This window comes from Streptomyces sp. NPDC003036, assembly GCF_040611175.1.
Taxonomy (GTDB): Bacteria; Actinomycetota; Actinomycetes; order Streptomycetales; family Streptomycetaceae; genus Streptomyces.
This window is the reverse complement of sequence record NZ_JBEXNO010000016.1, coordinates 77,845-91,463: the sequence shown is the minus strand read 5'-3', so window position 1 is coordinate 91,463 and position 13,619 is coordinate 77,845. Positions and strand designations below refer to the sequence as shown.

Below are 13,619 nucleotides of genomic sequence, written 5' to 3'. Positions count from 1 at the left end.
GACGGGGCCGGGCCGCACCCGAAGGCGCGGCCCGGTGCCCTTCTAGTCGCCTGCCGTGCCGCGCTGGAAGGAGACCTCCACGCGGCGGTTCTTCTTGCGGCCCTCCTCCGTGCTGTTGTCGGCGATCGGGTACTGCTCGCCGTAGCCCCGGATCTCGAAGGTGATGCCGTCGGCGGCCAGCTCCTTCGACAGGACGTTGTGCACCGCCTCGGCACGCTGCTTGGACAGCACGTCGCCGTGGGCCGACGACCCGAGGTTGTCGGTGAAGCCGAAGACGCGGACCCGCTTGGCGTCCTGCTTCTTGATCTCGGCGGCGATCGCGGCGATGCGGGCGTTCGCGCTGCCGGACAGCGCGGCGCTGTCCTTGCCGAACAGCACCTCCGCCTGGAGCGCGAACTTGATGTCCGCGTTGGTGTCCTCGCGGCGCTCCTCACCGGCGAGGTCCTCGACCACCGACTTGATGTCGAGCACCTTGGGCGGGGCGAGGGTCGCGCCGTCGGGCAGCTTGAGGTCGGCGTCGTTCGCGTCCACCTGCACCGGGGGCGCGGCGGACGCGGACGGGTACGGGCTGTCCTCGGCCAGCGCCTCGGGGGCGAGCCCCAGCCCGAAGGCGAGCGCCCCGGAGAGGGCGGTCACCGCGAGGCGGGCGGCGGTTCTCTGGGGGGTGGTGGTGCCGGTCATCAGGAGATCTCGATCGGCGTGTTGGGGAATCCGACGAACTGCAGGTCGACCGAGGTCGTCGTATTCGGCGGGGCCGGGAACTGGGCGAAGAATGGCAAGCTCTCGCCCGCCTTGATGGCAGGGTCGTAACCAGTCGTGGTGAGCGGGCGGTTGTCGGTGTCACGTAGCACGTAGTAGCGCTTCTTCTCCTTGGAGTCCACCAACGTCATGGCCGCCAAAGAGTTGCCCGACGCAGCCACGTCTTTCTCCATACCGTTCCACTGGGGTGGGACGCTGAACAGGTTGCCGCTCGTGTTCTTGAACTCACCGCTCACAGTGAGAAAGCCGCCACTGTCCCGATTCGCCGTGTGGATAACCATGTCCACACCCTTGTCACCCTTGGCCGTTACGAGCACCGTAGTGGTGTCCGGCACCGTCTTGCCGTCACTAGCCGGAGAGCCCGTACTGCCTGCTGGAGCGGTTGAGCCCTTGGTTTTGTCACCCTGGGCCTCGCTCCCGTCACCACCGCCGCCACACGCTGCCACGGTGAAGACCAGGGTCGTCGCTAGTAGAGCTGCGACGCCGGCACGGCGCACGGCTCCTGCGTACCCAATAGTCATACTTACTCTTCCTTTGCGCTCGTCATATGCGGTCAGTCCTCGGCCAGCCTGACGGTGAAGAGGTCGGCAATATCGGGCAGCAGCTTGAGATTCTCCGGATCGATATCCCACGTCACACCATCGCAGACGAGCTCGCCCGGGGAAACCGGCTTTGGGGCGGCTCCCCCGTCGCCCCCGTCGTCCGGTTTGTCGTCCTGCGTGTGGCGTTCGAAGCTGCAGCGGGGTTCGACCAAGGCCGTAGCCTTGGTCGTCGCGTGCTCCTTGTCTGTCCCCTCGATCACACTGGTGCCCATGGACTCCTGAGACTTGACCTCCACGGTGAAGCCCCAGCGACCGCCGGCCGCCCAACGGCAGCCTTGGACGTCCGCCTTGTTCTGCCCTGCGTAGTAGGCGGCGGCAGTGCAACCGTTCGCCGTGCCGATCACGTCACCGTTGAACACGTCTTCGAGGTAGCCAGGATCGAGGACGTTCGCCAGAAAGCCGACTTCGAACTGGTCGCGCGACTCTCGGGCGGCAGCAAGTGCTGCCGCGTCCGCAGCCGACTGGGCTCCGTTGCGTGTGACATCCGCCTGGCCGAAGGCGAAGAAGACCAACGCAAGAAAAAGCAGGCCGGCAACCGCTGTGATGTACAGCGGTGCGGCCTGCCCTGCCTCTTGGGAGCGCCAAGTCACTTGTTGAGGACCTCGTTGATCTTCTCGCGGAATTTCCCGGCGATCGTCTCGCCCATCTTCGTGTTCATCACAGCCACCACGATCGCCACCACCAAAATCGTGATCCCCACGTACTCGATCGCGCCCTGCCCCCGGTCCCTCCGCGCCTTCATCTTCTCGACGCGCGTGTTCGCCCAGTGCCCGATGTAGACCTGCGTCGTGGCGACGGCCTTCAGCGTGGCGTCCTTCATCATGGTGTGCCCCTCCGGGTCCGGCGTGAGTCCTGGTGCCGTGTGCGGGACCGGCTTCCTCCTGGCCGGTCTCGCTGGCGACATCGAGAACGTACGGCCGTGACGGGCCCGGACACATGGGCCTTCGGGCCCAAGCGCGGGCCCATTCGGGGGATTGGGTCCGGGGGGTCATGCCGGGCCTCCTCGGCGGAGGGTGTGCCAGAGGGCGATGGCCTCGCCGCGGCTCGTGGCGTTGAGCTTGGCGAAGATGCGGTTGATGTGGTTCTTGACGGTCTTCGGGCTGATGAAGCACGTGGCGGCGATCTGCTGGTTCGTCATGCCCGAGGCGATCAGGTCCATCACCTCCACCTCCCTCTGGCTCAGCTCCGTGAGGACACCTGGAGACGAATGTGCCACATTGGCTTGCGGAAGCGAAGGGTTTTGAGCAGATCCCCTGGGCGTCAAGTCCCGTACTGCGGCGGCATCCTGGGCCGATGCGCTCGAAATCGCATGTGCGGGTGCAGATCGTTGAGGGGTGGACGTGAAGGCCGCGCCCAGCCCGTCCGGCAACGGTCCCGGGGCCTCGGCGGCCGGGGTGCCGTCGCGGACCCTGGCCAGGAGGGCTCCGGCGGCCGTCGGGGTGAAGTGGGGGCGGCCCTGGCGGGTGTCGCGGACCGCCGCGACCAGTTGGTCCGCCGTGAACTCGCCGTGGACCAGATAGCCGCCCGCGCCCAGCCGCAGCGCCTCGTGGACGATGGCGCTCTCGCGGCTGTACGTCATCATCAGCACCGGCGCCAGCCGGACCAGGTGCGGCAGCGCCGAGATGCCGTCGACGCCCGGCATGCGGACGTCCAGCAGGATGACGTCCGGGCGGTGCTCGACCGCCGCGGCGTAGGCCTCGCGGCCGTCGCCCGCCTCCGCGACGACCTCGATGTCGTCGCGGCCGGACAGCAGGACCGTCAGGCCCGCCCGGACCACCGGGTTGTCGTCCGCCACTATCACCCGGAGTACGGGCGGGGTGGGGGGCGAGGGGAACGCGGTGCTTTCGGTCGGCATGGGCGCCTCCTCTCTCACGTGGCGATGGGTTGTTTCGGGATGTACGGGAGCGGCGACGGGCCCGGCGTCAGGGCCCGTACCGGGAGGTCCAGCCGCACCTCGGTGCCCTGGGCCGCGCGGCCCCGGCCGATGCGGATGCGGGCGCCGATCGACGCGGCACGCTCGACCATGCCGACGAGCCCGAAGTGGCCGGCCCGCTTGAGTTCGTCGAGCGTCGTGCCGTCCGGGAGGCCGCGCCCGTCGTCGTACACGCTCACACGCAGGACCTCGCCGACCACGCCCGCCGAGACGTCGACGTACGTGGGGTGGGCGTGGCGGTGGGCGTTCTCCATGGCCTCGGAGGCGATGGTGAGCAGCTGCCGCGCGACGGCCTGCGGGACCGGAGGCGGCGCCACGGTGCCGAGGCGGCGGAAGGTGGCGCGCACCTCGTGGCGGCGGCCGAAGTCGGCGGCCCCGGCGGCGAGTTCGGCGACGACGTCGACCCCGCCGTCCAGGCCCGACTCGCGGCGCAGGTCGGAGAGGAGCTCGCGGGTCTCGGCGGCGGCGCGGCGGGCCGAGCGGGCGACCTGCTCCGCCTGCCGCTTGAGGGCGGGCGGGTCCATCCGGTCGGCGTGGGCGACCAGCCCGTCGGCCTGGAGCGCGATGCCGTGCAGGGTCTTGGCGACGGAGTCGTGCATCTCGCGGGCGAGGCGGGCCCGCTCCCGCTCGATCGCCTCGTTGACGGCGAGCCGCGCCCGCGCCTCAGTCAGCGCCTGGCTGGCGGCCCCGAAGCCGAGGACGAGGCCCCGCAGCGTACTGCCGACCGCGCCGGTGATGAGGCACAGGCCCGGCAGCAGCAGCGCCCCCGCGCTGAGCGCGACACGGTCGCTGACGCCGTAGGCGCCGGCCAGGACCAGCGACTGGCACACCGCGAAGAAGGCGGCGCCGCGCCAGCCGTAGACGAGGCCCGCCAGGAGCGGCGTACAGATGGTGACGTACGCGAGGGTCGACTCGGGCGACGCCGTCACCAGCAGCAGCGCGCCGAAGAGCATGTCGACGGCGAGGAGCGAGGGGTGGCGCAGCAGGACGGGGCCGAACCGCTCCCAGTCGCGCAGCAGGGCGTACGAGACCATGAAGGTGACGGTGACGGCGGCGACGACCAGCCACCTGCCCACGCCGCCCCCGATGCCGCCCAGGGAGAAGGGGACGGCGAGCGCGATCATCGCGATCCGGAAGCCGAAGACCTGGCGGCACATCGCCTGCAGGGCGTTGACCTGGAGCGCGAGGGAGGGGGCGTCCATCAGCTGCCGCCGAACATGTCGTCGAAGTTGACGCCGGACGCGTAGTAGAAGCCGACCGCGATGAGGATCATCGTGCCGGGCAGCATGAAGCTGGTGACGATGAGCGTCGCCTTGGGGACGGCCTTGGCGGCCTTGCGGCGGGCGTTCTGGGCGTCCGTGCGGCGCATGTCGTCGGCGATCTGGATGAGCGTGTCGACGATCGGCGCGCCGAGTTCCTCGCCCTGCTGGAGGGCGGAGACGAACATCGACACCTGCTCGGACTGGTTGCGGCGGCGCAGCTGCTCGAAGGCGTCGCGGCGGCTGACGCCCATGTCCATCTGGCGCAGGGTGATGCGCAGCTCGTCGGCCCAGGGGCCTTCGTACTTCTCGGCGACGCGCTCCAGGGCCTGGCGGAAGCCGAGGCCGGCGGAGACGACGACGGCGAGGACGTCGAGGAAGTCGGGGAGGGTGCGTTCGATGTCGTCCTTGCGGCGGCTGATGGCGGACCGGATGACGACGTCGGTCCAGAACCAGCCGTAGACGAAGAGCAGGACGGCGAGGACGAGCTGCCCGTTCATCAGCATGGCGAGGGCGGAGATCGTGCCGAGGCCGATGTAGACGGCGCGGCGGGCGGCGTACCGGTCGACGGTCATGCCGCCGGGGTTGCCGGCCATGTCGAGTTTGCGGCGCACCTTGTCGACGCGCTTGGGGCCCATCATGCGCAGCACGCGCGGGGCGTGGCGCATACCGATGCGGTCGATGGCGGAGCCGGCGGCGGTGGTGCGGGTGGCGCCGACCTCCAGGGCGATGGCGAGGTCGCCGGGGAGTTTGGCGTCGGCGCGGTACATGCGGACGCCGTGGAAGGCGCCGTACACGGCGAGTCCCGCGATGGCGGCGAGGAGCAGTTCCATGACCCATCCCCCTAGATGCGTACGCGGGTGAGGCGGTTGATGAGGAAGAAGCCGAGCGCGTACAGACCGGCGGAGATGATGACGGCGACCTTGCCCGCGAAGGCGCCCGTCATGTCGTCCAGGGCGCCCGCCCGCATGGAGTTGATGAGCATCAGGAAGCCGAGGCCGAGGACGGGCACCATCACGGCGGTGACCTTGACCTGGGAGAGGAGGGTGGAGACCTCGCGCCGGGTCTCCTTGCGCTCCTCCAGGGTCTCGGTGAGGTTGCGGAGGGAGGAGACGATGGTGCCGCCGGCGCGGTTGGAGAGGATGAGGGTGGTGACGAGGACGGTGAGCTCGCGGGAGGGGAGCCGTTCGACGAGGTCGCCGAGCGCGTCGTCGAGGGTGCGGCCGACGGCCAGCTGGTCGGCGACCCGTTTGAGCTCCTCGCCCGCCGGGTCGTCGAGCTCCTCGGCGGCCATGGCGATGGCGGTGCGGAGCGCCAGGCCGGCCTGGGTGGCGTTGGCGAGGACGCGGGTGAGCTCGGGGAGCTGGTTGATGAAGCCCTCGGTGCGCTTGAGCAGCTGCCAGTTGAGGAAGGCGTTGGCGCCCCACAGGCCGATGACGGCCGCGATGAGCCCGAAGAACGGGGCGAAGACCGACCCGACGACGAAGTACAGCGCGAGCAGCGCGGCGATGACGTAGACGACGTACTCGCCGACCGTCACGTCCAGGCCCGTGGTCGTGATCTTGCGTTCGACGCGCTTGCCGAAGGTGGTGCGGCGCAGTCGGCGGTCCACGCCCGCGAAGCGTCGGCGGCGGCCCGGGAGCGCGATCTGGCCGGTCTGGGACATCCGCTCCAGGAGGGCCTGCTGGTGGGCCTTGCCCGAGGTGTAGACGTGCACGCCGATGACGGCGCTGAGGCAGGCCAGCAGTGTCACGCCGATCGTCAGGAGGGGGAGATTGTCCATGTCGGGTGTCCATGTCGGAGGGGGGACGGTGAGGGCGTACGGGGGACGGTGAGGCGTACGACGAGGGTCAGGCGACCGCCCTGCGCAGGGCCAGCTGTTCCTCGGTCTGGGCGACGCCGAAGGCCGCCGGGATCGCCTCGCCCTTCATGTAGAGCCGCTCGGCGGTGCTGCGCGGCAGCGGGAAGTACTCGAAGTGGCCGTGGATCCGGCCGTCGGCGGTCATCGGCTGGGCGTGGAACCGGCAGACGGTCGCGATCCGGTACTCCTCACGGCCGTGCGAGTCGACCACGGCGATCTCGGTGATCTTGCGGGCGCCGTCGGCGTTGCGGGTGAGCTGGACGATGACGTCGACGGCGCTGTTGATCTGATCCTTGATCGCGACGAACGGGATCTCGACCTCGGACATCGAGCCGAGCGTCTGGAGGCGCATCAGCGCGTCCTCGGCGCTGTTGGCGTGGACGGTGGCGAGCGAACCGTCGTGACCGGTCGACATCGCCTGGAGCATGTCGAGCGTCTCGCCGCCGCGGACCTCGCCGACGATGATGCGGTCGGGGCGCATGCGCAGGGAGTTGCGTACGAGGTCGCGGATGGAGACATGGCCCTTGCCCTCGACGTTCGCGGGGCGCGACTCCAGCGTGATGACGTGGGACTGCTGGAGCTGGAGCTCGGCGGAGTCCTCGATCGTGACGATGCGCTCGCCCTCGGGGATGAGGCCGGAGAGGGCGTTGAGGAGGGTGGTCTTGCCGGTGCCGGTGGCGCCGGAGACGATCACGTTGAACCGGGCCCGGACCAGCCCGGCCAGCAGCAGCATCATGTGCTCGTCCAGCGAGCCGAGGGCGATCATCTCCTGGAGGGTGTACGCCCGGGGGAAGCGCCGGATCGTCAGGATCGGGCCGCTGAGCGAGAGCGGCGGGATGATGACGTTGACGCGCTCGCCGCTGGGGAGGCGGGCGTCGACCATCGGATTGGCCTCGTCCACGCGGCGGTTGACGGTGGAGACGATGCGCTCGATGGTCTGCATCAGCTGCTCGGTGGAGGAGAAGCGGAGCGGGAGCTGTTCGAGCCGGCCGCCGCGCTCCACGAAGACCTGGTCGGGGCCGTTGACCATGATCTCGCTGATGGAGGCGTCCTCCAGGAGCGGTTCGAGGATGCCGAGCCCGAGGGCCTCGTCGACGACGCGCCGGATGAGCTGGGAGCGTTCGACGGTGGAGAGGACCGGGCCCTCGCGGCTGATGATGTGCCCGAGCACCCGCTCCAGTCGGGCGCGGCGCTCGGCGGCCGCGAGGGCCGACATCTCGGCGAGGTCGATCTCCTCGAGCAGCTTGGTGCGGTAGACCCCGACGAGGTGGTCGGTCTCGGTGTGGCCCTTCGCCGGCTCGGGGCTGGTGATGCGCGCCCGCAGGCTCATGTGGTCCTCAACTCCCTCAACTCCCTCGACTCCCTCGACTCCCTCGTCGATCCCGGCGATCGCATCGATCTCACCGGTCCATGGGCATGGTGGTGCTCTTGCGGACGGGGTCGAGGGAGAGGCCGGGTACGACGGACGGGATCCGCACCGCGGCGGTGACCCGCACCCCGTCCCCCGTCCTGGCCTCCTCGAAGGACGCCTCCAGCCAGTCGCTCATCGCCGCCCTGCCCGCCTGCTGCGCGCTGCCCTGGTCGAGCGAGACGGCCCGCGCCGCCGCCCGTGACGCCGTGCCCGCCTGCTGGGCCGCGTACACCGCGAGACCGAGCTGGACGACGGCCATGGCGACGAACAGCAGCAGCCCGAGCATGCCGACGTACTCGATGGCCGCCTGGCCCCGCTCCTTACCGGAGGTACGGGATGCGCGCATGGTCACCACCTGCTCTCGACCGGTACGGCGGCTTCGCCGGGGACGGTGATCGGGAGGTTGAAGCCGCCGGGGAAGAGCAGCGGCACCTGGACGCGCGCCTCCACGCGGTACGTGTCGCCCGCCTCGCCGCAGTCGTACGCGGCGGACCACGCGCCCGGCATGTCCTCGGCCGCCGCGGCCCGGCAGGCGTCCTGGCCGCCGACCGTGCCCGCCCGGGCGCCCTTGTCCGCGGCGTTGCCCGCCAGCGAGAAGGTGTAGCCGACGAGCGCCGCCTGCCAGAGCAGCGCCAGCGTGACCAGGATCAGTGGCAGCGTGCCGGTGAACTCGATGACCGTCTGCCCCCGGTCATCGAGACGTGTCCTTGCCAGTGGGAGTGCCATGGCTCAACGTGCCCCCTCGGTCCACTGATGGCGTCTGACGGCGTCGCCGTCGCCCGTCACTTGTTCCTGGTACGAAGCATGCCGATCGAACCCCGGTCGCCCCGGAACTTTCCCTGTTTCTCCACGCCCTCGGGTGCCTTGACCAGTCCGAGCTCCCCGGCCAGCGCCCACATCGCCTGCTTGACCGCCGACTTGGCCTCCAGGTCCTGCATCCGCCCCGCGTCGACCGCCGGCTGGAGCTCCTTGAAGCCGGAGGGCACGGCGGTCCGGGCGACGCGGGTGCCCGTGATGCGTTCGACGAGCGGCGGCTGGATCTCGGTGCTGCGGGTGTGGCGGTTGACCACGGTGACCGTCTCCTCCGCCTTGCGGATCTGGAGCCGGTCCCAGAGCCGCACCATCCGCTTGGCCGCCCGGACCGCGACCACGTCCGGGGTGGTGACCAGCAGCGTGAGGTCGGCCATCTCGATGGCGGCGGCGCTGGCGCCGGTCATGTAGGTGCCGCAGTCGACGACGACGAGCTCGTAGCGGTGGCGCAGGGCGCTGACGATCTGGCGCACGGCGCGCTCGTCGACCTCCTCGCCGCGCTCACCCTCGCCGGGCGCGAGGAGCAGGCCGATGCCCGTGGGGTGGGTGAAGAGCGCGTCCTGGAGCACCCGCGGCGAGACGTCCTGGATGCCGGCGAGGTCGACGATGGAGCGCCGGAACTGCACGTCCAGGTACGAGGCGACGTCACCGGCCTGGAGGTCGAGGTCGGCGAGCGCGGTGTTCTTGCCCGAGGCGCGGGCGGCGAGCGCCAGTTGGACCGCGAGCACCGTCGTACCGACGCCGCCCTTGGCGCCGCTGACGGTGACGACGGTGCCGCCGGGGCCGGTGAGGGCCTCGCCGCCGGCGTGGCCGAGGTGGCGGCGTACGCCGGTCGACCAGGAGGCGGCGGCCTGGACGCGCTGGGCGAGCTCCTCGTACGACATCGGCAGCGCGACCAGGCCGCGGGCGCCGGAGTCCATGGCGGCCGAGTACAGGCCGGGGCCGGCGTCGGAGGTGACGAGAATGACCCCGACCGCCGGAAAGCGGAGGGCGACCTCCCGGATCAGCTCCAGGGCTGGGACCGGTCCGATCCGTTCGTGGACCAGGACGACCTCGGGCAGCTCGTCCAGCGACTCGGCGGCGAGCCGGGCCAGGGTGTCGAGCAGGGAGGTCGAGTCCCCCACCGGCCCGGCCGGCTCCGCGTCGGGGAGCTGGCTGAGCAGCGTGGTGACGGATCGGGCGGCGTCGGCGTCACCGACGGCCGGGAGGATGCGTGTGGTCATCCGGCCCTCACTTGTTCTTGTCTTCGTCGAGGGTGTACGTGCCGTCGCCGGGGCGCAGGGTGGTCGGGCTGCCGTCCGCGACGAGGGCGAGGCGCACGTGGACGGCGAAGGACTCGGCGAAGGCGACCCGCTGGGCGTCGAGGGTGTTGAGCGCGAAGGTGATGGGCACGGCCTCGGTGGCGCGGCTGCCGCGGTCGTCACGGCTCGGCTCCAGGGCGGTGAGCCGGCCGACGTCGATGACGCGGGCGTTGGTGACGATGATGCGGGACTCGGCGAGGGCGCCCTTGCCCTTCCCCTCGTCGTCGAAGGTGGCGAAGATGTTGACGAGCGAGCCGGGGGTGATCTTGCCGGCGACGCCGGTGGCCGCGTCGATCATGATGGCGATCTCCTGCTGGCCGTTCTCCAGCGCCGGGCGTTTGACGATCATGTCGTTCTGGAGCAGGGAGCCCTTGCGGAGCTGGGTGACGGCGATTTTGCCGTCGAGTACGCCGAGGTCGGTCACGGCGTTGTCGGAGAGCCAGCGCTTGGGCATCTTGATCTTCTCGAACTGGCCCGGCTGGAGGGCCGTATAGGCGGCCACATCCGATTTGACGCGGTACGCGGTCACCTCCGGCCCCACCTTCGAATTCACATCGCTGATCACCGAGAGAACTCCGGCGAAAGCGCCGATCGCGCAGAGCACGGAGAGGAGGAGCAGAATGACGCCGCGGCGTTGCCGTGAATTCATGGGCAGGACAACCTCGTGGGAGACGGGGGCTGACGAGCGGGCGATTCGGAGTTCGATCCGGACTTTCGATCCGACGGGCGATTCGGACGTGCCGAGCCGGCGGTGCGCGCGTCACGACCCGTGGCGCATGGGTGTTCCATGGTTCAGGACACCGGCGGGCAGACTTCGGTTCTCGGGCGGCACGAGGGGCGCGGAGCAGAATCCGCAGCGGTCTCCGATGAGTTCGATCCCGCACCAGGTGCACGTTTCCCGGCGTACCGAGGAGACCAGCTGGTAGAGCACGGAGGTGTCGGGCAGGAACGCCGCGAATTCGATCATCTTCGCGGTGCCCCACCACCTCGGCGAATCGGCCGGCAGCGGGGATTCCTGAACACCCTGGACCCGCCACGCGGGCGCGAGGACCGCGGTGACCCAGTCCGACTGCACCTGCCCTTTCGCGACCATGAGCCGGGTGCCGAATTCGGGTCCGGCGAGCTCACCGCCGCCGATTTTGACCAGCTGCGGGTTCGGATGGGCGAGCACCCCGAACTGCGAGCCGGGCACCCACGACTTGGCGTGCGTCTTCAGGCTCACCGGCACCCGGTCCAGTTTGGTGACCGAATTGAGCAGCGCCCCCGCGTAGATGTAGTGCGCGAGCAGCCGCGCTGCCGAGGCGACGACGCCCGGGCTGAAGTCGCAGACCGACAGCTGGCGCAGCTGGCGGACGAGGACGGCGACGCCCAGCGGTGGCAGGTCGAGCTTGAGCAGCGCGATGCGGTCGCTCTCCAGGACCGAGCGGACGGTGTGCAGCCGCCGCTGGTGCGCGACCGGGATGGACGCCGGGTACAGGGCGACGACGTAGCCGTGCCGCTCGACCAGCGCCTGCATGTCGGCGAGCGCGGCGTCCAGCGGCTGGGTCTCGGGCGGTGGCAGCAGCGCCGCGGTGGGCGTCTGGCGATCGGTCGGTGGCAGCACCAGGTCGGCGCTGGTCACGGCTATTGCGGTCGGCACGCTGGTTCCCCGTTCGGCTCCGGCCACCGGGGTTCCGGCAGCCGCAGTTACGTACTGCTACGTCGTGCTTCCGTGCTGCTCCTGCAGCAGCACTTTATCCACGTCCTACGTGACGGAGAACACCTTTCGGAACGCGAGCGGGCCCGCAGGGCCCACGTCCCCCGCCGGGGCGCTGCGCAACCTCCGCTTCCGGTCATCCAAATCAGCCGAACGGGTGACGGCGGGACGGGACTTGAGCCGTGTCCGAACCCTTGACAACGCGATTGGTCTGGACCAGCTTTACGGCAGCGGTGGCCACCGTTCTCCGTCCGTACCCCCGACTCCCCCACCGGAGGCAGTAAGTGGACCGCATTCGCGCACGCAGATGGCTCGGGGGCGCGCTCGCGCTCGCCGCCGGGTCCGGGCTGGCGCTCACCGGCGGCGCCGGCACCGCGCAGGCCGCCGACGTCAACGTCGCCAGGAACGCCGGCTTCGAGGCCGGTCTCGCCCACTGGAGCTGTTCGGCGGGCAGCGGCGCCACCGTCTCCACCCCCGTGCACGGCGGGGTGTCCGCCCTGAAGGCCACGCCCGGCGGCCAGGACAACGCGCGCTGCGCCCAGAGCGTGGCCGTCAAGCCCAACTCGACGTACACGCTCAGCGCGTGGGTGCAGGGCGGCTACGCGTACCTCGGCGCGAGCGGCACCGGCACCACCGACGTCTCGACATGGACGCCCGGCTCGACCGGCTGGCAGCAGCTGACCACCCGCTTCACCACCGGCGCGAACACCACCTCCGTGACCGTCTACACGCACGGCTGGTACGGGCAGTCCGCCTACTACGCCGACGACGTCTCCGTCTTCGGCCCCGACGGCGGCGGGGGCGGCGACCCCGACCCGGTCGTGCCCGCCACGCCCGCCGGGCTCACCACCGGCGCGGTGACCGCGTCGTCCGTCGCCCTCAGCTGGAACCCGGTCGCGGGCGCCACCGGCTACCACGTCTACCGGGACGGCACCAAGGCGCAGACCGTCACCGGCACGTCGGCGACCGTGACCGGGCTCGCGGCGAACACCGCGTACAGCTTCCAGGTCAGCGCGGTCAACGCCGCCGGCGAGTCCGCGAAGTCGGCGGCGGTGACGGGGAAGACGTCAAGCGGCGGGACGAACCCGAACCCGGCCGTGCCGCGCCACGCGGTGACCGGCTACTGGCAGAACTTCGACAACGGCGCGACCGTGCAGAAGCTGCGTGACGTGCAGGCGCAGTACGACATCATCGCCGTGTCGTTCGCCGACTCGACCGCCACGCCCGGCCAGATCGTCTTCAACCTCGACCCGGCCGTCGGCTACGCCTCGGTCGCCGACTTCAAGGCCGACATCGCCGCGAAGAAGGCCGCCGGCAAGTCGGTGATCATCTCGGTGGGCGGCGAGAAGGGCAACGTCACCATCAACAGCGACGCGTCGGCGACCGCCTTCGCCAACAGCGCGTACGCCCTCATGCAGGAGTACGGCTTCAGCGGGGTCGACATCGACCTGGAGCACGGCATCAACTCGACGTACCTGACGAAGGCGCTGCGCCAGCTGTCGGCGAAGGCCGGTCCGGGCATGGTGCTGACGATGGCGCCGCAGACCATCGACATGCAGAACACGGGGACGGAGTACTTCAAGACGGCCCTCGCCGTGAAGGACATCCTCACGGTGGTCAACATGCAGTACTACAACAGCGGCTCGATGCTCGGCTGCGACGGCAAGGTGTACGCGCAGGGGTCGGTGGACTTCCTCACCGCGCTCGCCTGCATCCAGCTGGAGGGCGGTCTCGACCCCTCCCAGGTCGGCCTCGGCGTCCCCGCCTCACCGCGTGGCGCGGGCAGCGGCTACGTCGACCCGTCGGTCGTGAAGAACGCGCTGGACTGCCTGACGCGCGGCACCGGGTGCGGCTCCTTCAAGCCGTCGAAGACCTACCCGGCGCTGCGCGGGGCGATGACCTGGTCCACGAACTGGGACGCGACGGCCGGCAACGCCTGGTCCAACGCGGTGGGCCCGCACGTCCACAACCTGCCGTAGCCACCGCC

15 protein-coding genes are annotated in these 13,619 nt (G+C 70.4%); 1 reads left to right on the top strand and 14 read right to left on the bottom strand.

Annotated features, from left to right (window positions below):
• Window positions 1-42: 42 nt before the first annotated feature.
• From ABZX67_RS14420 to ABZX67_RS14355, 14 genes are all read right to left on the bottom strand, one after another.
• Complete coding sequence (locus tag ABZX67_RS14420) at window positions 43-681, bottom strand: OmpA family protein (protein WP_355359122.1); 639 nt, start codon at window positions 679-681, stop codon at window positions 43-45.
• Complete coding sequence (locus tag ABZX67_RS14415) at window positions 681-1,280, bottom strand: hypothetical protein (RefSeq protein WP_355359119.1); 600 nt, start codon at window positions 1,278-1,280, stop codon at window positions 681-683. The genes ABZX67_RS14420 and ABZX67_RS14415 overlap by 1 nt, the downstream gene beginning before the upstream one ends.
• 32 nt (window positions 1,281-1,312) lie before the next feature.
• Entirely contained in the window at window positions 1,313-1,951 is a 639-nt protein-coding gene (locus ABZX67_RS14410; protein WP_355359116.1) for a pilus assembly protein TadG-related protein, read from the bottom strand.
• Window positions 1,948-2,184 (bottom strand): hypothetical protein, encoded by a 237-nt coding sequence (locus ABZX67_RS14405; RefSeq protein WP_355359113.1) that lies wholly within the window; start codon window positions 2,182-2,184, stop codon window positions 1,948-1,950. Before ABZX67_RS14405 ends, ABZX67_RS14410 begins: the two co-directional genes overlap by 4 nt.
• Before the next feature lie 165 nt (window positions 2,185-2,349).
• Window positions 2,350-3,216: a response regulator transcription factor gene (locus ABZX67_RS14400; RefSeq protein WP_355359110.1), complete on the bottom strand. Its 867-nt coding sequence runs from the start codon at window positions 3,214-3,216 to the stop codon at window positions 2,350-2,352.
• A 14-nt stretch (window positions 3,217-3,230) separates the two neighbouring features.
• Window positions 3,231-4,496 (bottom strand): histidine kinase, encoded by a 1,266-nt coding sequence (locus ABZX67_RS14395; protein WP_355359107.1) that lies wholly within the window; start codon window positions 4,494-4,496, stop codon window positions 3,231-3,233.
• On the bottom strand, window positions 4,496-5,386 hold the full coding sequence (locus tag ABZX67_RS14390; RefSeq protein WP_355359104.1) for a DUF5936 domain-containing protein: 891 nt from the start codon (window positions 5,384-5,386) through the stop codon (window positions 4,496-4,498). The genes ABZX67_RS14395 and ABZX67_RS14390 overlap by 1 nt, the downstream gene beginning before the upstream one ends.
• Window positions 5,387-5,397: 11 nt before the next feature.
• Complete coding sequence (locus ABZX67_RS14385; protein WP_355359101.1) at window positions 5,398-6,336, bottom strand: type II secretion system F family protein; 939 nt, start codon at window positions 6,334-6,336, stop codon at window positions 5,398-5,400.
• A 67-nt stretch (window positions 6,337-6,403) separates the two neighbouring features.
• Entirely contained in the window at window positions 6,404-7,744 is a 1,341-nt protein-coding gene (locus tag ABZX67_RS14380; RefSeq protein WP_355359098.1) for a CpaF family protein, read from the bottom strand.
• Window positions 7,745-7,814: 70 nt separating this feature from the next.
• Window positions 7,815-8,171 (bottom strand): TadE family protein, encoded by a 357-nt coding sequence (locus ABZX67_RS14375; RefSeq protein WP_355359095.1) that lies wholly within the window; start codon window positions 8,169-8,171, stop codon window positions 7,815-7,817.
• A gap of 2 nt (window positions 8,172-8,173) precedes the next feature.
• Window positions 8,174-8,551, bottom strand: coding sequence for a TadE family protein (locus ABZX67_RS14370; RefSeq protein WP_355359092.1), 378 nt, complete (start codon window positions 8,549-8,551; stop codon window positions 8,174-8,176).
• A gap of 56 nt (window positions 8,552-8,607) precedes the next feature.
• Window positions 8,608-9,858: an AAA family ATPase gene (locus ABZX67_RS14365; RefSeq protein WP_355359089.1), complete on the bottom strand. Its 1,251-nt coding sequence runs from the start codon at window positions 9,856-9,858 to the stop codon at window positions 8,608-8,610.
• Between the two features lie 7 nt (window positions 9,859-9,865).
• Window positions 9,866-10,585, bottom strand: coding sequence for a Flp pilus assembly protein CpaB (cpaB, locus tag ABZX67_RS14360; RefSeq protein WP_355359086.1), 720 nt, complete (start codon window positions 10,583-10,585; stop codon window positions 9,866-9,868).
• Between the two features lie 111 nt (window positions 10,586-10,696).
• Window positions 10,697-11,557 (bottom strand): hypothetical protein, encoded by an 861-nt coding sequence (locus tag ABZX67_RS14355; protein ID WP_355359285.1) that lies wholly within the window; start codon window positions 11,555-11,557, stop codon window positions 10,697-10,699.
• 359 nt (window positions 11,558-11,916) lie between these two features.
• Between ABZX67_RS14355 and ABZX67_RS14350 the strand changes: the two genes are divergently transcribed.
• Entirely contained in the window at window positions 11,917-13,611 is a 1,695-nt protein-coding gene (locus tag ABZX67_RS14350; protein ID WP_355359083.1) for a glycoside hydrolase family 18 protein, read from the top strand.
• The last annotated feature ends 8 nt before the right edge of the window (window positions 13,612-13,619 follow it).

Excerpts from the sequence above, each read along its gene's own strand:
- ABZX67_RS14420 (WP_355359122.1), bottom strand. The coding sequence starts at position 681 with ATGACCGGCACCACCACCCCCCAGAGAACCGCCGCCCGCCTCGCGGTG.
- ABZX67_RS14415 (WP_355359119.1), bottom strand. The coding sequence starts at position 1,280 with ATGACTATTGGGTACGCAGGAGCCGTGCGCCGTGCCGGCGTCGCAGCT.
- ABZX67_RS14405 (WP_355359113.1), bottom strand. The coding sequence starts at position 2,184 with ATGATGAAGGACGCCACGCTGAAGGCCGTCGCCACGACGCAGGTCTAC.
- ABZX67_RS14400 (WP_355359110.1), bottom strand. The coding sequence starts at position 3,216 with ATGCCGACCGAAAGCACCGCGTTCCCCTCGCCCCCCACCCCGCCCGTA.
- ABZX67_RS14395 (WP_355359107.1), bottom strand. The coding sequence starts at position 4,496 with ATGGACGCCCCCTCCCTCGCGCTCCAGGTCAACGCCCTGCAGGCGATG.
- ABZX67_RS14390 (WP_355359104.1), bottom strand. The coding sequence starts at position 5,386 with ATGGAACTGCTCCTCGCCGCCATCGCGGGACTCGCCGTGTACGGCGCC.
- ABZX67_RS14385 (WP_355359101.1), bottom strand. The coding sequence starts at position 6,336 with ATGGACAATCTCCCCCTCCTGACGATCGGCGTGACACTGCTGGCCTGC.
- ABZX67_RS14380 (WP_355359098.1), bottom strand. The coding sequence starts at position 7,744 with ATGAGCCTGCGGGCGCGCATCACCAGCCCCGAGCCGGCGAAGGGCCAC.
- ABZX67_RS14375 (WP_355359095.1), bottom strand. The coding sequence starts at position 8,171 with ATGCGCGCATCCCGTACCTCCGGTAAGGAGCGGGGCCAGGCGGCCATC.
- ABZX67_RS14370 (WP_355359092.1), bottom strand. The coding sequence starts at position 8,551 with ATGGCACTCCCACTGGCAAGGACACGTCTCGATGACCGGGGGCAGACG.
- ABZX67_RS14365 (WP_355359089.1), bottom strand. The coding sequence starts at position 9,858 with ATGACCACACGCATCCTCCCGGCCGTCGGTGACGCCGACGCCGCCCGA.
- cpaB (WP_355359086.1), bottom strand. The coding sequence starts at position 10,585 with ATGAATTCACGGCAACGCCGCGGCGTCATTCTGCTCCTCCTCTCCGTG.